At 57.8% G+C, this 18,493-nt stretch carries 16 protein-coding genes and 1 pseudogene; 10 read left to right on the forward strand and 7 right to left on the reverse strand.

The annotated features are described in order from the left end of the window. Nucleotides 1-450: 450 nt before the first annotated feature. The 7 genes from ACOYNV_RS12505 (at nt 451) to ACOYNV_RS12535 (ending at nt 10,651) form a co-directional block, all read left to right on the forward strand. Nucleotides 451-2,790, forward strand: a complete 2,340-nt coding sequence (locus ACOYNV_RS12505; protein ID WP_422900115.1) for a type I restriction-modification system subunit M — start codon at nt 451-453, stop codon at nt 2,788-2,790. 102 nt (nt 2,791-2,892) lie between these two features. Next, nucleotides 2,893-4,044, forward strand: coding sequence for a PDDEXK nuclease domain-containing protein (locus ACOYNV_RS12510; protein WP_422900116.1), 1,152 nt, complete (start codon nt 2,893-2,895; stop codon nt 4,042-4,044). A 2-nt stretch (nt 4,045-4,046) separates the two neighbouring features. Then, nucleotides 4,047-4,403, forward strand: a complete 357-nt coding sequence (locus tag ACOYNV_RS12515) for a hypothetical protein (protein ID WP_422900117.1) — start codon at nt 4,047-4,049, stop codon at nt 4,401-4,403. Further along, a complete protein-coding gene (locus ACOYNV_RS12520) occupies nt 4,400-5,794 on the forward strand; it encodes a restriction endonuclease subunit S (protein WP_422900118.1) in 1,395 nt (464 codons plus the stop codon). Before ACOYNV_RS12515 ends, ACOYNV_RS12520 begins: the two co-directional genes overlap by 4 nt. Nucleotides 5,795-5,797: 3 nt before the next feature. Beyond that, entirely contained in the window at nt 5,798-6,985 is a 1,188-nt protein-coding gene (locus ACOYNV_RS12525; protein ID WP_422900119.1) for an AAA family ATPase, read from the forward strand. Further along, nucleotides 6,982-7,581 (forward strand): DUF4276 family protein, encoded by a 600-nt coding sequence (locus ACOYNV_RS12530; RefSeq protein WP_422900120.1) that lies wholly within the window; start codon nt 6,982-6,984, stop codon nt 7,579-7,581. Before ACOYNV_RS12525 ends, ACOYNV_RS12530 begins: the two co-directional genes overlap by 4 nt. Before the next feature lie 4 nt (nt 7,582-7,585). Next, a complete protein-coding gene (locus ACOYNV_RS12535; protein ID WP_422900121.1) occupies nt 7,586-10,651 on the forward strand; it encodes a type I restriction endonuclease subunit R in 3,066 nt (1,021 codons plus the stop codon). 94 nt (nt 10,652-10,745) lie between these two features. Here the strand turns inward: ACOYNV_RS12535 and lon are convergent, their stop codons facing one another. From lon to ACOYNV_RS12565, 6 genes are all read right to left on the reverse strand, one after another. Continuing rightward, nucleotides 10,746-13,118, reverse strand: a complete 2,373-nt coding sequence (lon, locus tag ACOYNV_RS12540) for an endopeptidase La (protein ID WP_422900122.1) — start codon at nt 13,116-13,118, stop codon at nt 10,746-10,748. A gap of 14 nt (nt 13,119-13,132) precedes the next feature. Beyond that, entirely contained in the window at nt 13,133-13,543 is a 411-nt protein-coding gene (locus tag ACOYNV_RS12545) for an Hsp20/alpha crystallin family protein (protein WP_422900123.1), read from the reverse strand. Between the two features lie 76 nt (nt 13,544-13,619). After that, nucleotides 13,620-13,877 carry a hypothetical protein gene (locus ACOYNV_RS12550; RefSeq protein ID WP_422900124.1) on the reverse strand — a complete coding sequence of 86 codons (258 nt, stop codon included), beginning with the start codon at nt 13,875-13,877 and terminating at the stop codon, nt 13,620-13,622. Between the two features lie 65 nt (nt 13,878-13,942). Next, nucleotides 13,943-14,158, reverse strand: coding sequence for a hypothetical protein (locus ACOYNV_RS12555; protein ID WP_422900125.1), 216 nt, complete (start codon nt 14,156-14,158; stop codon nt 13,943-13,945). Next, nucleotides 14,155-15,252 (reverse strand): AmmeMemoRadiSam system radical SAM enzyme, encoded by a 1,098-nt coding sequence (gene amrS, locus ACOYNV_RS12560; protein ID WP_422900126.1) that lies wholly within the window; start codon nt 15,250-15,252, stop codon nt 14,155-14,157. Before amrS ends, ACOYNV_RS12555 begins: the two co-directional genes overlap by 4 nt. Before the next feature lie 203 nt (nt 15,253-15,455). Beyond that, nucleotides 15,456-15,755 (reverse strand): hypothetical protein, encoded by a 300-nt coding sequence (locus tag ACOYNV_RS12565; RefSeq protein WP_422900127.1) that lies wholly within the window; start codon nt 15,753-15,755, stop codon nt 15,456-15,458. A gap of 362 nt (nt 15,756-16,117) precedes the next feature. On the opposite strand from ACOYNV_RS12565, the gene ACOYNV_RS12570 reads away from it, so the two are divergent. Both ACOYNV_RS12570 and ACOYNV_RS12575 read left to right on the forward strand, forming a co-directional pair. Continuing rightward, on the forward strand, nt 16,118-16,354 hold the full coding sequence (locus tag ACOYNV_RS12570) for a hypothetical protein (RefSeq protein WP_422900128.1): 237 nt from the start codon (nt 16,118-16,120) through the stop codon (nt 16,352-16,354). A 75-nt stretch (nt 16,355-16,429) separates the two neighbouring features. Further along, a complete protein-coding gene (locus ACOYNV_RS12575) occupies nt 16,430-17,017 on the forward strand; it encodes a nitroreductase family protein (RefSeq protein WP_422900129.1) in 588 nt (195 codons plus the stop codon). Nucleotides 17,018-17,386: 369 nt separating this feature from the next. Here the strand turns inward: ACOYNV_RS12575 and ACOYNV_RS12580 are convergent, their stop codons facing one another. Next, nucleotides 17,387-17,671 carry a hypothetical protein gene (locus tag ACOYNV_RS12580; RefSeq protein ID WP_422900130.1) on the reverse strand — a complete coding sequence of 95 codons (285 nt, stop codon included), beginning with the start codon at nt 17,669-17,671 and terminating at the stop codon, nt 17,387-17,389. Nucleotides 17,672-17,749: 78 nt separating this feature from the next. Between ACOYNV_RS12580 and ACOYNV_RS12585 the strand changes: the two are divergent. Then, nucleotides 17,750-18,217, forward strand: a pseudogene (locus ACOYNV_RS12585) (phosphotransferase); the annotation flags it as partial. Nucleotides 18,218-18,493: the final 276 nt, after the last annotated feature.

Raw genomic sequence — 18,493 nt, forward strand, 5'->3', positions numbered from 1 at the left:
GACATGCCAATTCGAATGTTGGAAAAGGGGAAGTTATTTCGTAGGCGTTCCTAAGTGCCTTACACGTCTCATTCAACCCCGGACATCCCTGGTAATCCAGCGTTGCCGATGTTACCTATCCGATTGCCAAGATGTCCCAACCAGTAAAGGAAATCGCCGCGTGATTGAATATTCCGTGAACAGAGCTTGGTGCGTTGTGGCAGGCGGGCTCCATGTGCGGGTCAGGTTTATGGCAACAACAAATCGCGAAATGCATAACCGCATTGCGCATGCCTGTGTGCCGGAGGATAATGCAGGGCTTGCCTGTGAGTGAGAAGAACATAAGAACAGTCCACAACCGATGAAACTCGAACGACTCCGGCACACCGCTACTGTCAAAGAGCGCCGCTCCATCGCCAGTTCACCGGGGCTGAGTTCTTTGTTTGCACCGTCTAAACAGGAAAATTCCCCATGGATCAAGCGCAACTCAACTGGCTGACCAACTTCATCTGGAACATCGCCGACGACGTGCTGCGCGATGTCTATGTGCGCGGAAAATACCGCGACGTTATCCTGCCGATGACCGTGCTGCGCCGTCTCGATGCGGTGCTGGAACCGACCAAGCAGGCTGTGCTGGAAATGAAGGCCGCACTTGACAAGGAGCAGATCACCAATCAGGACGATGCACTGCGCTCCGCTTCCGGCCAGGCGTTCTATAACACCTCACCCTTTCTGCTGCGCGATCTGAAAGCCCGCTCGACCCAGCAGAAACTCAAGGACGACTTCGAGGCTTACCTCGATGGCTTTTCGCCCAATGTGCAGGACATCCTGACCAACTTCGAGTTTCGCCACCAGATCCCGCGCCTGTCCAAAGCAGACGCCCTTGGTATGCTGATCGAGAAGTTTCTCGACAAGGACATCAACATCAGCCCCTTCCCGGTCGGCGAGGGTAGCAACATCATGCCCGGCCTCGATAACCACTCGATGGGTACCATGTTCGAGGAACTCGTCCGTCGCTTCAACGAAGACAACAACGAAGAAGCAGGCGAACACTGGACGCCGCGCGATGCCGTGCGGCTGATGGCGAACCTGATGTTCCTGCCGGTGGCCGACAAGATCGAGTCCGGCACCTACCTGCTCTACGACTGCGCGTGCGGCACCGGCGGCATGTTGACCGTGGCCGAGGAAACGCTCCAGCAGATCGCCAGGGCGCACGGCAAGCAGGTCGCCACCCATCTTTACGGGCAGGAAATCAACGGCGAGACCTACGCTATCTGCAAAGCCGATCTTCTGCTCAAGGGCGACGGCGACGCGGCGGACAACATCGTCGGCGGCCCGGAACACAGCACGCTGGCCAACGACGCCTTCCGCTCGCGCGAGTTCGATTTCATGCTCGCCAATCCACCCTACGGCAAAAGCTGGAAGAGCGATCTGGAGCGCATGGGCGGCAAGAAAGAGCTGAAAGACCCGCGTTTCGTCATCCAGCACGCGGGCGATGCCGAATACTCCCTGATCACCCGCTCCAGCGACGGCCAGATGCTCTTTCTGGCCAACATGCTGAGCAAGATGAAACATGACACACCGCTCGGCAGCCGCATCGCCGAAGTCCACAACGGCTCGTCGCTGTTCACCGGCGATGCCGGCCAGGGGGAAAGCAACATCCGCCGCTGGATTATCGAAAGCGACTGGCTGGAAGCCATCGTCGCCCTGCCGCTGAACCTGTTCTACAACACCGGCATCGCCACCTACATCTGGGTGCTGACCAACCGCAAGCCCGAGCACCGCCAAGGCCAGGTACAGCTCATCGACGCCACGCAATGGTTCAAGCCGCTGCGCAAGAACATGGGCAAAAAGAACTGCGAACTGGCCGCCGATGACATCCAGCGCATCTGCGACACCTTCCTCGCTTTCAAGGAAACCCCGCAGTCGAAGATTTTCCCCAATGCCGCCTTTGGATACTGGAAAGTGAAAGTCGAGCGACCACTGCGCCTGCTTAGCCAGCTCACGCGCCCGCGCATCGAGACACTGCGTTACGCCTCCGGCGACGAAGACATTCGCGCCGCACTTTACGACCAGCTTGGCGACGCACTGTTCGAGAACCCCGCCAGCGTCCGCCCGCAACTGGAACAACTGGTAAATGACTACGGCCAGGGCGATAGCGAGCCAGATGATGACGAAGGCGAGAGCAGCACCAAAAAATCCCTGCCCGACGCCAAAAAGAAAAAACTGCTCAGCGACGCCTCCTGGAAGCGCGACGCCCAGCTCATCGCAACGGCCACCCAACTGCGCGAAGCCCTTGGCGACGGACTGTTCGAAGACCACAACGTCTTCCTCGAACGCGTCGAAGTCACGCTCAAAAAGCTCGGCCTCAAGCCCGGTGCCGCCGACCTCAAGCTGATCATCAACGCCGTCAGTTGGCGCGCCGAAGAGGCGCCCGCCGTCATCAAGAAAATCCACAAGCCCGGCAAGGCCCAGCCCGACCCCTTGCGCGGCCTGTTCGAGACAAAAATCGACGGAAAAACCTGCCTCGTCGAATACGAGCCCGACAGCGAACTGCGCGACTTCGAGCAAATTCCGCTGCTCGAAGACGGCGGCATCGAAGCCTTCATCCGCCGCGAAGTGCTGCCCTACACGCCCGACGCCTGGCTCGTCGAGGCCGACACAAAAATCGGCTATGAAGTCAGCTTCACCCGCCACTTCTACCTGCCGCCGCAACTGCGCACCCTGGCGGAGATTAGCGCCGACATCCTTGCGCTGGAGCAGGAAACCGAATGGCTACTCAGTGAAATCACCGGAGGGGTGGCGGAATGAAAAAGAAAGAGGTCTCCCTGCATAAGGAGATATCTGCAGTGCAGCCTATGGAAAGCAGATTCTTGCGACACTGTCGCAAGAATTGACGCAAGGAAGCAAATCATGAAGAAGAAAGCCGTACAAAAGCTGGCGAAGGAGAGTCCCATCGTCCCTGTGACGCCGAGCATTACCGGCGTCACCAGCCTCTTGGCCACTCTTCGTGCTGTCATCGTGGAAGCGCGGCAGCAGGCGCTCCAGGCAGTGGATGTAGTTCAGGTTCGCACCTGCTGGATCGTGGGTCGCCACATCGTTGAATTCGAGCAAGGCGGCTCTGCCCGCGCCGCCTACGGAAAATCCGTCCTCGCTCAAGTCTCCACCCAGCTATCTGCCGAGTTTGGCAAGGGCTTCGATGTCTCCAATCTTTACAAGATGAGCCAGTTCTACCGGGCTTTTCCAAATTTAGACGCGCTGCGTCTAAATTTGAGCTGGACCCATTACCGACTCCTCCTGCGAGTCGACGAAACTACCGCTCGCCACTGGTATATGGAAGAGGCCGCTACCCAAAATTGGAACACCCGCGCCCTCGAACGCCAGATCGGCACGCTATATTACGAGCGCCTGCTGGCCAGTAAAGACCGTCAGCCGCTACGCGACGAAGCGGCTCAAAATCTGGCCGAGATTCAGACCACTCCAAGGGAGTTCATCCGCGACCCGGTTTTGCTTGAGTTCCTCGGTCTGCCCGGCACGGGCAAGCTCCTGGAATCCACGCTGGAACATGCCCTCATCGACAACCTCCAGGCCTTCCTGCTGGAACTGGGCAAGGGCTTCGCCTTTGTCGCCCGCCAGCAGCGCATCAGCACCGAGACTAAGGATTTCTATATCGATCTGGTTTTTTACAACTACCTGCTCAAGTGCTTCGTCGTCTTTGACCTCAAGACACGCGAACTCACGCATCAGGACATCGGCCAGATGGACATGTACGTCCGTCTCTACGACGACCAGCGGCGAAATCCCGACGATGGCCCCACGGTGGGCATCATCCTCTGTGCGCACAAGGATCACACCGTGGTTCGTTACTCCGTTCTCCACGGCAACGAGCAGCTCTTCGCCACCAAATACAAGCTCATCCTGCCCAGTGAAGAAGAACTCCGGGCCGAACTCCTGCGCGAACAGGCGCTCATCGCCGACCAAACCCTGGCTAACTCTGTCGATGCAGCTACCCCGCCGGCCCCAAAAGCCAAACGAAAAACGAAAATCACCGGCGGAAATAGCTGACCATGGCCACTCAACGCTCATCCGCCAGGCGACTCCGGGTAGCGGGGGAACAGCTATGCAACACCGACGGTATGCAAGCGATCCTCAAGTTCGCGGACAGCCTGCGAGAACTTCAGAGGCAGGCTGCGCAGCAATACCAACCGGTGGTTGATGACATCCTGCGCACCCGCTCCCGCGATACACAGCACATTGAGCACACGCTGGATCGTCTGCTCGACTTCTGCGGCCACGAACCAGTGCTGCAGATGTACAAGAAGCTTTGCCGCCACTATTGGGACATCGACCCCGCCGCCACCGCTTACTACGTCAACGCCTACCGCGAACACTGGGACAGTAACGAGCAAGGAATTGACCCATGATCGAGGGACTCAAGCCGTATGCGGAATACAAGGAGTCGGGGCTGCCTTGGTTGGGAAGATGTCCTTCGCACTGGAGTGTCCGACGGACGAAGATTCTCTTCCATGAGCGAGTCCAAAAAGGTTTTCCGAACGAGCCATTGCTTGCAGCGACACAGACAAAAGGGGTTATCAAAAAGGACGACTACGGAACCCGCACGGTAACCGCACAGAAAGACCTCCATCTCTTGAAGTTGGTGGAAGTTGGCGACTACGTAATTAGCCTTCGCTCGTTTCAGGGTGGAATCGAAGTCGCTCATTGCCGGGGCATCATCAGTCCTGCTTACACCGTACTAAAACCAAGTCAGTCAGCCACTTCCGGCTACTACTCTCACTTCTTCAAAGCCAAGCCTTTCATCGACAGCCTCTCGCTATTCGTTACTGGTATTCGAGAGGGGCAAAACATTGACTATGAGCGGATGAGTCGGGCCGAAATGCCGTTGCCCTGCGAGGACGAACAAGCAGCTATCGTGCGGTTTCTGGACTACGCGAACCGGAAGATCGACGGCTTCATCCGCGCCAAGCGCAAGCTGATCGGGCTGCTGAACGAGCAGAAGCAAGCCATCATCCAGCGCGCCGTCACCCGTGGCCTCGACCCCGACGCGCCGCTCAAGCCATCCGGCATTTCTTGGCTCGGTGACATTCCGGCGCATTGGGAGGCAAAACGTGTGAAACAAACTACCCGCATTCTTCGCGGCAAGTTTTCACACCGCCCCCGGAACGACCCATCCTTTTACGATGGAAAATACCCTTTCATCCAAACGGGAGCGGTAGCTCGAGCCGGCAAATTCATCGCTAGCTACAAACAGACGCTCAACGAAAAAGGCCTGTCAGTAAGCAAACTATTCCCAAGTGGCACGCTTGTAATGACGATTGCCGCAAACATTGGCGACGTGGCCATCCTCACGTTTGAAGCATGCTTTCCTGACTCAATCGTCGGCTTCGTTCCGGCAGGTAAATTGGATCGTGACTATCTCTATTTTGTTTTCCTGTGCATGAAGGACGAATTGTTGCGTGAAGCTCCTGTGAATACACAGGGCAATCTGAGTATTGAGAGGATCGGCACCATGTGGATACCGTTGCCGCCACTTCTCGAACAAGAGCAGATCACGAAATACATCGAAACGGAGACCATACCCCTCAACACCGCCATCACCCGCACCGAGCGAGAAATCGCCCTGATGCAGGAATACCGCACGCGCCTGACCGCCGACATCGTGACTGGCAAGCTGGACGTGCGCGAAGCCGCCGCCCGGCTGCCCGACCTGCCCACCGATCCCGCTGGCGAACCCTTCACTGACGAGGTGCTGGGCTACACTGATGTTCTTGATGAAATTGAACCCGAGGAATCTTGAGCCATGCCGAACATGACTAATCCGATCCTGATCCGCCATCTCGCACCGAAGAACTTCCTGTCTTTCGGGCCTGACAATACGGGCATTGAACTTCAGTCCTTGAACCTGTTTATCGGCCCGAATGGCAGTGGCAAGTCCAACCTCATCGAGGCCATCAGCCTCATACGTTCCGCCCCCAAGGAGTTACGTGATGTAACTCGCAAGGGCGGCGGTGTTTCCGAGTGGATATGGAAAGGCGGGCCGAAAGCGCCCGCTTCAATTGATTGGGTGGTTAATTATCCCAAAGGCCAGAAGCCGTTGCGTCATGCCATGGCCTTCCATCCTGTGTCACAGGCGTTTTCGCTGGACGACGAGACGGTGGAAGAAACGGAGCCCCGGTCTAAAGAGAGGGATGTGGTTTTCTACTACCGTTACCAGAAAGGGAATCCGGTCGTCAATACGAAGAAAGGAGGAAATCGTGGTTTGGCCAAAGACACCATTGAACCCGACCGTTCGATACTCGCCCAGCGACGCGACCCCGAAACGTATCCGGAGCTGGCCTGGCTGGCACAGAACTACGAGAAGGTGCGCATCTACCGCGAATGGGCGTTCGGGCGCAATGCGGTCTTCCGTGAGCCGCAGAAGGCGGATATGCGGAACGACATCCTGGAGGAGGACTTCTCCAACCTCGGTCTCTTCCTTAACCGCTTGAAGACCCGCTCCCCCGTCGCGAAGAGAGCCATCCTCGCCGGATTGAAAGACCTCTACGACGGGATCACGGACTTTGATGTGTTGATCGAGGGTGGCACCGTACAGGTCTTCTTTACCGAGGGGGACTTTGTGATACCGGCGACGCGCCTTTCAGACGGCACGCTGCGCTATCTTTGCCTGCTGGCGATCCTCTGCGATCCCGAGCCGCCGCCACTTGTCTGCATCGAGGAGCCTGAGTTAGGCCTGCATCCCGATATTCTTCCAAAAATGGCCGATTTGTTGCGAGACGCATCAACTCGGACACAACTGATTGTGACGACTCACTCGGACATCCTCGTCGATGCCATGAGCGAAGCGCCAGAGTGCGTCGTTGTTTGCGCCAAATTAGAGGGGGGGACGACGATGCAAAGATTGATTCCAGACGATCTGGAGCAATGGTTGGTGAAATATCGGCTTGGTCAGCTTTGGACAAAAGGACAAATAGGGGGAACCCGCTGGTGAGTGCGCATCTTTACATTGAGGGCGGGGAGTCCAAAGAAGATCAAATCCGTTGCCGCGAGGGATTTCGCAAACTGATCGGGAAATTAGGCTTTGCAGCAGGCAAAAAGATGCCTCGGCTCAGTGCGTGTGGTGGCCGTAACGCAGCATTTGATGACTTCAAGACCGCCCACGGCAGCAGTAAAGAAGGCGATTACATCGCTATGCTGATCGACAGTGAAGACCCCGTAGCTGATGGCGAAAAGACGTGGGAGCATCTCAAGACCCGTGACAACTGGGATAAGCCTGCTGGAGCGGTCGATGAGCAGGTTCTTCTGATGACGACGTGTATGGAAACGTGGATCGTTGCCGACCGTGCCGCATTGAAAGAGCATTACGGTCAAAAGCTCCAGGAGAATGCCTTGCCGCCGCTGATCGATCTGGAGAATCGTAACCGCAAGGAGGTCCACGACAAACTTACCCAAGCGACGCGTGATTGCTCCAACGCCTATGCCAAGGGCAAGCGTTCTTTTGAGGTTGTCGGGATGCTGAATCAAACCGTGCTCAGTTCATTGCCTGCTTTTGCAAGGATGGCGAGCGTGTTGAAAGCCAAGCTCTAAACCTATGAAAACCGACACCAGCGAAAAAGGCCTTGAAAGCCTGATCATGCGCCACTTGACCGGCGTCGACGGCTTGGCCTCTGGCGCGCCGTTCGGCGTGGCCGAGCCTGCGCCTGTCACTGGGGGCACGGGCTGGATAGCCGGGATGTCGGGCGCTTATGACCGGGAATTTGCCGTCGATACCGCGCAGCTGTTTACCTTTCTCAGCACCACCCAGCCTGAGGAATACGCCAAGCTGGGAATGGGCAACATCGGCGATTACCGCGACACCAAAGGCATGGCCCGGCAGAAGTTCCTCGCCCGGCTGCAAGGCGAGATTACCCGGCGCGGGGTGATCGACGTGCTGCGCAAGGGCATCAAGCATGGGCCGCTGAGTTTTGATCTGTTTTACGGCACCGCCTCGGCGGACAACGCCAAGGCGGTGGCCCGGCATGCGGCCAACCGTTTCAGCATCACCCGCCAGCTCCATTACAGCCGCGAGCAAAGCCAGCGGTCGCTGGACCTGTGCGCCTTCATCAACGGCCTGCCGCTGATCACCTTTGAACTGAAAAACAGCCTGACCAAGCAGACGGTGGATGACGCGGTGGAACAATACAAACGTGACCGCGATCCGCGCGAGACGCTGTTTGCTTTTGGCCGCTGCGTGGTGCATTTCGCGGTCGACGATAGCGAAGTGCGGATGTGCACGGCGCTCAAGGGCAGCAAGGGCATGGCCAAGGATTCGTGGTTTCTGCCGTTCAATCAGGGCTGCAACGATGGTGCGGGCAATCCGCCCAACGATGGTGGGCTGAAGACCGATTACCTGTGGAAGCGCATTCTCAACCCGGCGCAGTTGACCGAGATTCTGGAGAACTACGCGCAGATCGTCGAGGAGGTGAATCCGAAGACGGGCAAGAAGAAACAGGTGCAGATTTTCCCGCGCTACCATCAGCTCGACGTGGTACGGCAGACGCTCGCCGATGTGCTCGAACACGGCGCCGGCAAGCGTTACCTGATCCAGCATTCGGCGGGCAGCGGCAAGTCGAACTCCATCGCCTGGCTGGCGCATCAGTTGATCGGCCTGCGCAAAGACGGGGCGGAGGTGTTCGATTCGATCATCGTCATCACCGACCGCCGCCTGCTCGACCAGCAAATCCGCGAGACGATCAAGGGCTTTGCCCAGGTCGGCAGCATCATCGGCGCGGTGAAGGAAGGCGCTGGCAGCTCGAAGACCGAGCAACTGGCGAAGTTTCTCAAGGATGGCAAGAAGCTGATCATCTCCACCGTGCAGACCTTTCCCTTCGTGCTTGACAGCATCGGCGAGGCGCATCGCGGAGGCAAGTTCGCCATCATCATTGACGAGGCGCACTCCAGCCAGGGGGGGCGCGCCACGGCGGCGATGAGCATGGCGCTGTCCGAAGGCGGCGCGGCGCAGGAGGACGAAACCAGCGAAGACAAGATCAACCGCATCATCGAGTCGCGCAAGCTGCTGCCCAACGCCAGCTACTTCGCTTTCACTGCCACGCCGAAGAGCAAGACGCTGGAGATTTTCGGCGTGCCCTATGACGTGGGCGGCGAGATAAAGCACCGGCCTTTCCACGGCTACACGATGAAGCAGGCGATTCAGGAGGGTTTCATCCTCGACGTGCTCAAGCACTACACGCCGGTAGCGAGTTATTACCGGCTGGCCAAGACGGTGGCGGGCGACCCCGAGTACGACATCAAGAAGGCGCGCAAGAAGCTGCGCGTCTATGTGGAGAGCCATAGCAAGGCGATCCGCGACAAGGCCGAGATCATGGTCGACCATTTTCTCGAACAGGTGATCGGCCAGCACAAGATCGGCGGGCAGGCGCGGGCGATGGTGGTCACTGGCAGCATCCAGCGGGCCATCCAGTATTTCTTCGCCTTCCGCGCCTACCTCGCGGAGCTGAAAAGCCCGTATCAGGCCATCGTCGCCTTTTCCGGCGAGCCGGAATACAACGGCGAAAAGGTCAGCGAGGCGAAGCTGAACGGCTTTCCGGGCAACGATATTGCCGACCGGATTCAGGAAGACCCGTATCGCTTCCTCATCTGCGCCGACAAGTTCCAGACCGGCTACGACGAGCCACTGTTGCACACGATGTACGTTGACAAGGCACTGTCGGGCATCAAGGCGGTGCAGACGCTCTCGCGCCTGAACAGGGCGCACCCGAAGAAGAGCGATGTGTTCGTGCTCGATTTCCAGAACGATACCGAGATCATCGAGAAATCGTTCGCCGACTACTACCGCACGACGATCCTGAGTAGCGAGACCGACCCGAACAAGCTGCACACGCTGAAGGGCGAACTGGACCAGCATCAGGTCTATGCGCCCGAACAGATCGAGGCGCTGGTGACGCTGTTTCTCGACGGTGCAGAGCGTGAGAAGCTCGACCCGATTCTTGATGCCTGCGTGGCCGTCTATGTGAACGATCTCGACGAGGACCAGCAGGTCAATTTCAAAGGCAAGGCCAAGACCTTCACCCGCACTTACGATTTTCTCGCGACGATCCTGCCCTATGGCGTGCAGGCGTGGGAGAAACTCTCGATCTTCCTCAACTTCCTGATCAGCAAGCTGCCCGCGCCGGTCGAAGAGGACCTGGCGAAAGGGATTCTCGATGCGATCGACATGGACAGCTACCGCGCCGAGAAGAAGGCGATGATCGCCATCGCGCTACCCGATGCGGATGCCGAGATCGAACCCGCGCCGACCGGTGGTGGTGGGCGCAAGCCGGAACCGGAAATGGACAAGCTCTCGAACATCGTGAAGCAGTTCAACGACCAGTTCGGTGGGCTGTTCCTGGATTCAAAAGCGGTGGAAAAACGGATTACCGAGGTTATCCCGCCCAGGGTTGCCGCCGACCCCGCGTATCAGAATGCGATGAAGAACACGCCGAGCACGGCCCGGATCGAGCACGACAAGGCGCTCAAGCGGGTGATCACGGCGATGTTCAAGGACGATGCGCAGCTCTTCAAGCAGTTCCAGGACAACGACTCGTTTAGAGGCTGGCTGACGGCGACGGTGTTTGGGCTGACCTCGGGGGGAAACCGCGACACGCCGTTGGGCTTTTAGGCGCTTATGGCTGAAGTATTTACAAAACTGGAGCACGCTGCAGGGCTTTTTGGTACCGGCTTAGGGTTATCTGGTCTGATCCTGCGGCGGCTTGTTACTCCATGGCGTTGCGTGCCGCATCGTCCACGGTTTCAAGGAAAACGAATTCGAGCTTTTCCCTGGCCTCCGGCGGGACTTCTTCAAGATCGCGGCGGTTCCTGGCCGGCAACAGCACCCGGCTGATGCCGGCGCGCATGGCGGCCAGCACTTTGTCCTTGATCCCGCCAACCGGCAGGACCAGACCGCGCAGGCTGATCTCGCCGGTCATCGCCGTATCGTTACGCACCGTACGTTCGGAGAACAGCGAGGCCAGTGCGATGAACATGGCAACGCCTGCGCTCGGGCCGTCCTTGGGAATGGCGCCGGCCGGCACATGCACATGAACGTTGGTTTTCTCGAAGCTGGCTGGGTCAATGCCGAGGCTCTGCGCTCGCGTCTTCAAAAGGGTCAGTGCCGCCTGTGCCGATTCCTTCATCACCTCGCCGAGCTGGCCGGTAAGGATCAGCTTGCCGTCGCCGGCCGTGCGGCTGGCCTCGATGAACAGGATATCGCCGCCGACCGGCGTCCACGCCAGCCCCGTTGCCACGCCGGGCATGCCGATGCGCAGCGCCACTTCATTTTCGAATTTCGTCGGCCCGAGAATCGCGGCCAGATCGCTCTCCTCGATTTTCACCGCCTGTACTTCGCCCTCGGCGATAGTCACTGCGGCGCGGCGACAGGTGGCGCCGATCTGGCGTTCGAGCGTGCGCACGCCGGCTTCACGGGTGTAATCGCGGATGATGGCCACCAGCGCCGCATCCGTAATTTCGAACTGGCCTTCCTTGAGACCGTTCTGTCCGATCTGGCGCGCCACCAGATAACGCCGGGCGATCTCGCGTTTTTCCTCCTGCGTGTAGCCGGGCAACTGGATGATCTCCATGCGGTCGCGCAACGGTCCGGGGATGTTATCCAGCACATTGGCGGTGGTGATGAACAGCACCCGCGACAGGTCGTAGGGCAGCGCCAGATAGTTGTCGCGAAAGGTGTTGTTCTGCTCCGGATCGAGCACTTCGAGCAGCGCCGCCGACGGGTCGCCGTGAATGCCGCTGCCCAGCTTGTCGACCTCGTCGAGCATCAGCACACAGCCTCGTGACCCGGCCTTGGCGATGGACTGGATGATGTTGCCGGGCAGGGCGCCGATATAGGTGCGTCGGTGGCCGCGAATCTCGGCCTCGTCGTGCACGCCGCCGAGCGAAGCGCGCACGAACTTGCGCCCGAGCGCCCTGGCGATCGACTGGCCCAGCGAGGTCTTGCCGACACCGGGCGGGCCGACAAAACAGAGAATCGGCCCATGGCCTTCGGGGTTGAGCTTGCGTACCGCGAGAAACTCGACGATGCGCTTCTTGACCTGATCAAGGCCGAAATGGTCGGCATCGAGAATGCGCCGCGCTTCGGCCATGTCGATGCGGTCCGGCTCGGGCGCTTTCCATGGCAATTCGATCAGCCAGTCGAGATACGAGCGCACCATCGAATACTCGGCCGAAGCGTCGGACATGCGCTCCAGGCGCTTCAGTTCCTTGTTCGCCTGCCGCTCCACCTCCTCGGGCATCTGCGCCGCGGCGATGGCCTTGCGCAACTCCTCGATCTCGGCAGAATTGCCGGCATCGCCTTCGCCAAGTTCGTTCTGGATCGATTTCAACTGCTCGCGCAGGACGTATTCACGCTGGCGTTCGTCGATGCTGGCTTTGGTCCGCTCGTCGATCTTGCGCGAAATCTTCAATACTTCGAGGCGCTTCACGAGATAGCCGAGGACCAGATCAAGCCGCGCAACCAGATCGACGGCTTCGAGAACCGCCTGCCTTTCAGTAATCTTGATTTCGATGAGGCCGGCAATCAGGTCGGCCAGCGCTCCCGGCGAACCGATGCTCCTGACTGCAGAAGCCAACTCATCCGAGGCTTGCGGCATGAACTGGAGCACCTCAAGCGCCCGTTCCCTGAGCTGGATGGCACGTGCTTCAGCCTCGCTATCCAGCACCTCGGGTTCGTCGATGCGATCGATCAGGGCGACCGGAAACGGATAACCTTTCAGGTACTCGCTGACGCGAAATCGTTGCTGCCCCTGGCAGACGATCACATGCGAGTCGTCGGGCAGGGTCACGTAGCGCAAAATGCCGGCGACCGTTCCGATTCGACACAGATCATCCTGTCCGGGCATCTGGACTTCAGGATCGTGCTGCAACAGGATGCCGATCGGGCGCTCCAGTTTGACCGCCTGCTGGGCGGCGATAACCGACTGGGGACGACCGATGGTCAGCGGCAGGATCATGCCGGGAAACAGCACCACATTGCGCATGGCGACGATGATCATCGCCTCCTCGGGAATCACCAGCACGCCACCGTTGAGCTCGCGCTTCTGGAGGTTACTGTCTGGCGTGCTGTTCATAGGCATGATCGAGTCACTCATCAAAGGTGGCGCAGGACGATGGCAAGACAACCGTCCTCGAAAAACTGCTTGTGCAAGCGGAAGCGTCCCGGCGGCAGCGTTATCCGGCGTTCGAACCTTCCGTAGGGGATCTCCAGACGATGAATGGCGGCGCGCTGCAGCGCCGACGGTATCGGGCGGCTGCCGCGCACGACCAGTCCGGCGCCCTCCAGAATCACCTCAAATTGCCGCGGGCTGACACCCGGCAAGGCAACGAACAGCTTCAACTCGTCGCCCTGCTCGTAAAGATCGACGGCTGGCTCCCAGCACGGCACGGCCTGCAAGGCATCCTGCGCAACAACCCGGCGCTGCAAACGCTCTGCGTTGCGCAGCAGATCCAGCGCCTCGGCCCAAATCCAGAATCCGGTATTGCGCCGCCTCATCGCCAACATCCTTTCATCCTGGAAAAAGCAGTTGACCACAGCGAACACAGCGAACACAGCGTAAAAACAATGATTTGCAATGTTTTCATGAATCACCCTTTGGGTGAGCCATGAAATCCTGAAATGCTGAGGCTTTTCGCTGTGTCCGCCGTGTCGCCGTGGTTTGAACTGCGGTTTTTAGGTTCATGGCTGCAGGAATCATGGCTGGAAGGCTCATGAACAGGCGTTCTGCAAGCATGCTGCCAGCAAATCCAATTAAAACGGCACTCTTCAGGTGCAGTGCCTGTAGATCGCCTATCCATAAGCATCGCAGCCATGTAGCCAAAAATTTCCAGGCCTTCATTACTCTTGCGAATGCATCCTGTTTTCCTTAGCGACGATTCGGTAACAGGCTCCTCGCTGCCCTGTCTATGGCGAGTCTTGGTACTTGCCGTGATGGCTGCGCTGATGACCTATCGACATGCCGATCACTTCAACCAGGACGCCAAGCACCAGCAGTACCAGCCCAGCCCAAGTCTCTGGCGCCAGAAAAATCAGGACAGCGCCCAGCACTATGGTCAGCACCGACAGCAATCGCCTGGAGGCTGCGAAACCACGCGTGCCGGTGCGGGTTCCGCGATTCATGTCTGTAGCCGCATATAAACGGGAATGCGATTTTGCCCGAAGGGTTTGCCGAGTGTCCCGAAGTGCCCGGCAATCAAGGTCCCGCACTTGGGGCAACTGCCCTGTGGCGTCAGATCATAGTGGCGGATATCGTACCAGTCGCGTTCGATCAGGGCGTGATGACAGGCCGGACAAAAAGTGGTGCCGCCCTGCACATCGTGCACGTTGCCGGTGTAGACGTAATGCAGACCGGCATCCAGGGCGATGCGCCGGGCCCGGTTCAGCGTGACCGGCGAGGTTGGCGGCACATCGGTCATTTTCCAGTCCGGGTGAAAGGCGCTGAAGTGCAGCGGCACGTCCTGGCCCAGTTCCTTCGCCACCCATTTCGACAACGCCTCAAGTTCTGAGTCCGAGTCGTTATGGCCGGTGATCAGCAGGGTGGTGATCTCCAGCCAGCAGTCGGTGTCGTGATGGACGTAGGCCAGCGTGTCGAGAACAGGTTGCAGGTGCCCGCCGCAGAGCTTGACGTAAAAATCATCGGTGAAACCCTTCAGGTCAATATTGGCGGCATCCATTTTTGCGAAGAACTCGCGGCGCGGCGCATCGTGCATGTAGCCAGCCGTGACCGCCACGGTCTTGATGCCCAGTTCGTGGCAGGCATCGGCCGTATCCAGCGCGTATTCGAGAAAAACGACCGGATCGTTGTAGGTGAAGGCCACACTCAAATTGGTGTGAGAGCGTGCCGCCATGGCGATGGCTTCCGGCAAGGCCAGATCCATCATGCGATCCATATCGCGCGACTTGGAAATATCCCAGTTCTGGCAAAACTTGCACGCCAGATTGCAGCCGGCGGTGCCGAAGGAAAACACGCTGGAGCCGGGAAAGAAATGATTGAGCGGCTTCTTTTCTATCGGATCGATGCAGAAGCCGGACGATCGACCGTAGGTGGTCAGCACCATCCGGTTTTCGACCCGGCCGCGAACAAAACACGCACCACGTTGCCCTGCGTGGAGTTTGCAGTCGCGCGGACAGACATCGCACTGGATGCGGCCATCTTCGAGTACATGCCAGTACTTTGCCGGATGGCGCTGGGAAATTCCGATCACTTCATCCATGGTTACCAAAACCGTACTTTCTCTTGCCGGCGAGGCGGTGCACACAGCACACAGCACAACACAACCACGCGGCAAAGCCGTCAATACTGACCATCATGAGCCCCAAGCCGCCAGTGCTCGGCAGTCGTGGCCAGAAGATTGCTTCAACGAGCTACTTCACCTCGACCGAACGACGCTGGGCGCCCTCTTCTTATGGCGCGGACTCATCTTGGAGACCGCAAGATTTGCAACAGTAAAACGAACAACTCGTTACCACGATCCATCTCTTTACGATCTCCTCCTTTCGTTTCCTCTTTCGAGGCAACCGAATCTTGCTTGCGCACGCCTGGGCGCTTTCTGAAATCCTTGCCACCGTCAGGCTTTTCCGCCAAGGGAATGGTCGCAACAACGCCCTGCTTTCCAAGCCCTGCCATTTCCATGACAAAAGCCCTTTCCAGATAAAGGCCACATACAGCAAGGACCAAAACCACCCCCACGCAATAACGTATCAAGCTGAATCTCATTCAAGTTCTCCTCGTTGGCTAAAAAGCAATCGGATAACACCGCCACCAAGACCAGGAGAAAGTGTTCAGCATTTGCAAAATATAGTGCCGGCGAAATGACAAAGCTATACTTGCATGCCCGTATTCTGATTACCCGAAAAACGGTAAAAAAAATAACCTATTTCAGGTATTTTTTTTTCAGGCTTGGCAGAGCAGAATCTCCACTCGATCTTCGGGATTGACCGCATTGAATTGAGGCCGGAATGATCCGCGAATTATTTTTTGGTATACGAGGGCAAAGCGTCCTCTTCGACCTTGCAGGACGTGTTGGCTGATAGCTAATGACTGCCTGGTCGCTACGGTAGAGAGGAATTTGATCCACAATGAGAAATTTAAAGCATGAGAAAAAGCACGTTTCTTCCCATCAGAAACATGCCGAGTTCGCAACGATTGAAGAATCCAGTCATCCGGCGACCTCGATAAACGGAAATTCCGGCGGCAAGGAAAAGCGGGAGGCCTCCGAGGTTGAACAAGTCCAGGCAATGATTATCCAGAGGGTGCTGATCAAGCGATTGATGGCGAAGGCTTATCCATGGTTAGCGCAAAATCAGCAAAATTAAGGCGTGCCCGATTCCCTGAGTTGAGCATTTGCGCGTGAAAAGCCCCCAACCGGTGCCGATAACGAGGATCAGGCGGTGACCAGTTCAAGCACGCCCATCAGCACCATCGAAGCCATCAACCAGCGGGCTTCGGTACGCTCTTACACCCCGGAGCGAGTCGATCAAGCCACGATCCGTGCTTTACTGCTGGCCGCCGTTCGCGCTCCAACTTCAATGAACGAGGATCCCCGGGCGTTTTCGATCATTCAGGACGTTGATGCTCTGAAGCAGCTTTCGGATCGGGCAAAACCATTCTTGATCGAGGAGATCCAGCGCGCTCACCTCGAACGGGGTGGTCACCCTCTCAGTTATTTCGCCAGCCCGGAATTCAATCTTTTCTATAACGCCAACACCTTGATCGTCATTTGCGGCAAGTCGGCGGTACGATTTTCCACCGCAGAATGCTGGCTGGCAGCAGAAAACCTGATGCTTGCCGCATGCTCCATGGGCCTTGGAAGCAGTGTTATCGGCTCAGCCGTCTCGGCACTTAACGATCCGGAAATAAAATCCAGAATCGGAATCACTCTTGAGATGATGGCCATCGTCCCGATTATTGTCGGCGTGCCCGACAAACCGGTTGTGCCTGGCCGCCGGAAGGACCCGCATATTCTGTACTGGAAATGAACTCTCGAATGGGTCGGCAAGATCAACACCGTTTCCGAGAGTCTGTGAAAATATCAAGAACCCATGACCCGGGGCGGTCCCTGAAACCGCGTTCAGCACAGAAAGCTGTTATCCCTGCTTTTCTCCGTGTAACCTGTGTTGAACTAATGGTCAGTCATGTTGATATGTACTGTAAAAATTTTCGTCATTCCGGGCTTGACCCGGAATCCAGTTCGTTTATCAAAAAGGTCTTTTAACATCTTGATCAGATGGACGAATCTGGATACCGGCCTTCGCCGGTATGAGCGCGAAGCCTGGCCTCGGGCCACGGCGGATGGTTAGAACAAATTTACCTTGGACGGGGTTATCCATAGATTTCTCCATGACTGACTACTGGTTTTCAAGGTTCATATGATTAGTGACCAGCCTACCCTGGTGCATGCCCTGCAAGATCCTGCACGCTATCCGCATCCGGTAGAAAAGGTGGCGTTGCTGGAGACGCACATTTCCTATGTGCTGCTCACCGGTCGCTTTGCCTACAAGATCAAGAAAGCGGTCAATCTCGGCTTTCTTGATTTCAGCCGTCTTGAACAACGCCGCTTTTACTGTGAAGAAGAGTTGCGTCTCAACCGCCGCCTGGCGCCCGAACTGTATCTTGCTGTCGTGCCGATCCAAGGCACGCCGAGCGACCCGCACTTCGGCAGCGGCATGGACAGCACCGATGGCATCGAAGCCATTGAGTTTGCCGTAAAGATGCTCGAATTCCCGCAGACCGCCTTGCTTGACCGACGCTTGGCGCAGGGCGAATTATTACCCGCGGAAATCGACGCTCTGGCCGACCGGGTCGCCGGGTTTCATGCCCAAGTGCCGCGAACTGGAGCCGGGGGCAACTATGGAACACCGGCGGTGGTATGGGCGCTGGTGGCCCAGAATTTAAGTCCGTTCCCGGCAGCAACAGGCCATGCCGGGGACCAGGCTTTGCTTGATGAACTGGAATCCTGGAGTCGTGACGAATACGCCCGTCTGGAGCGGTTTCTGGTGAACCGCCAGGGCAACGGCTTTGTCCGCGAGTGTCACGGTGACCTGCATCTGGGCAACATTGCCCTGCTCAACGGAACACCTAAGATTTTCGATTGCATCGAATTCAATCCGGATCTGCGCTGGATCGACGTGATGAGCGAGATAGCCTTTCTGAGCATGGATCTGGAAGAAAGGGGGCGAGCCGATTATGCCTACCGCTTTCTCAACCACTACCTGGAAGCCACCGGTGATTACGCGGGCTTGCAGTGTCTGCCTTTTTACCAAGTCTATCGCGCACTGGTCCGCGCCAAGGTGGCAGGCATCCGCGCCGCCCAGGAAGAGCCGCCAGCAGCACAGGAGGCGGCAGCAATCCGCACGCAGTACCTGACCTTCGCCCGGCGCGCGAGTCGGCCACGGAAACTGCAACTGCTGCTCATGCACGGCTTCTCGGGGTCGGGAAAAACCTGGGTGTCGCAA

Origin of the sequence: Propionivibrio sp., assembly GCF_049316945.1 — a bacterium.
GTDB lineage: Bacteria > Pseudomonadota > Gammaproteobacteria > Burkholderiales > Rhodocyclaceae > Propionivibrio.

Excerpts from the sequence above, each read along its gene's own strand:
- amrS (WP_422900126.1), bottom strand. The coding sequence starts at position 15,252 with ATGGATGAAGTGATCGGAATTTCCCAGCGCCATCCGGCAAAGTACTGG.
- ACOYNV_RS12525 (WP_422900119.1), top strand. The coding sequence starts at position 5,798 with ATGCCGAACATGACTAATCCGATCCTGATCCGCCATCTCGCACCGAAG.
- ACOYNV_RS12570 (WP_422900128.1), top strand. The coding sequence starts at position 16,118 with ATGAGAAATTTAAAGCATGAGAAAAAGCACGTTTCTTCCCATCAGAAA.
- ACOYNV_RS12505 (WP_422900115.1), top strand. The coding sequence starts at position 451 with ATGGATCAAGCGCAACTCAACTGGCTGACCAACTTCATCTGGAACATC.
- ACOYNV_RS12545 (WP_422900123.1), bottom strand. The coding sequence starts at position 13,543 with ATGTTGGCGATGAGGCGGCGCAATACCGGATTCTGGATTTGGGCCGAG.
- ACOYNV_RS12515 (WP_422900117.1), top strand. The coding sequence starts at position 4,047 with ATGGCCACTCAACGCTCATCCGCCAGGCGACTCCGGGTAGCGGGGGAA.
- ACOYNV_RS12565 (WP_422900127.1), bottom strand. The coding sequence starts at position 15,755 with ATGAGATTCAGCTTGATACGTTATTGCGTGGGGGTGGTTTTGGTCCTT.
- lon (WP_422900122.1), bottom strand. The coding sequence starts at position 13,118 with ATGCCTATGAACAGCACGCCAGACAGTAACCTCCAGAAGCGCGAGCTC.
- ACOYNV_RS12550 (WP_422900124.1), bottom strand. The coding sequence starts at position 13,877 with ATGAAGGCCTGGAAATTTTTGGCTACATGGCTGCGATGCTTATGGATA.
- ACOYNV_RS12555 (WP_422900125.1), bottom strand. The coding sequence starts at position 14,158 with ATGAATCGCGGAACCCGCACCGGCACGCGTGGTTTCGCAGCCTCCAGG.
- ACOYNV_RS12535 (WP_422900121.1), top strand. The coding sequence starts at position 7,586 with ATGAAAACCGACACCAGCGAAAAAGGCCTTGAAAGCCTGATCATGCGC.
- ACOYNV_RS12510 (WP_422900116.1), top strand. The coding sequence starts at position 2,893 with ATGAAGAAGAAAGCCGTACAAAAGCTGGCGAAGGAGAGTCCCATCGTC.
- ACOYNV_RS12520 (WP_422900118.1), top strand. The coding sequence starts at position 4,400 with ATGATCGAGGGACTCAAGCCGTATGCGGAATACAAGGAGTCGGGGCTG.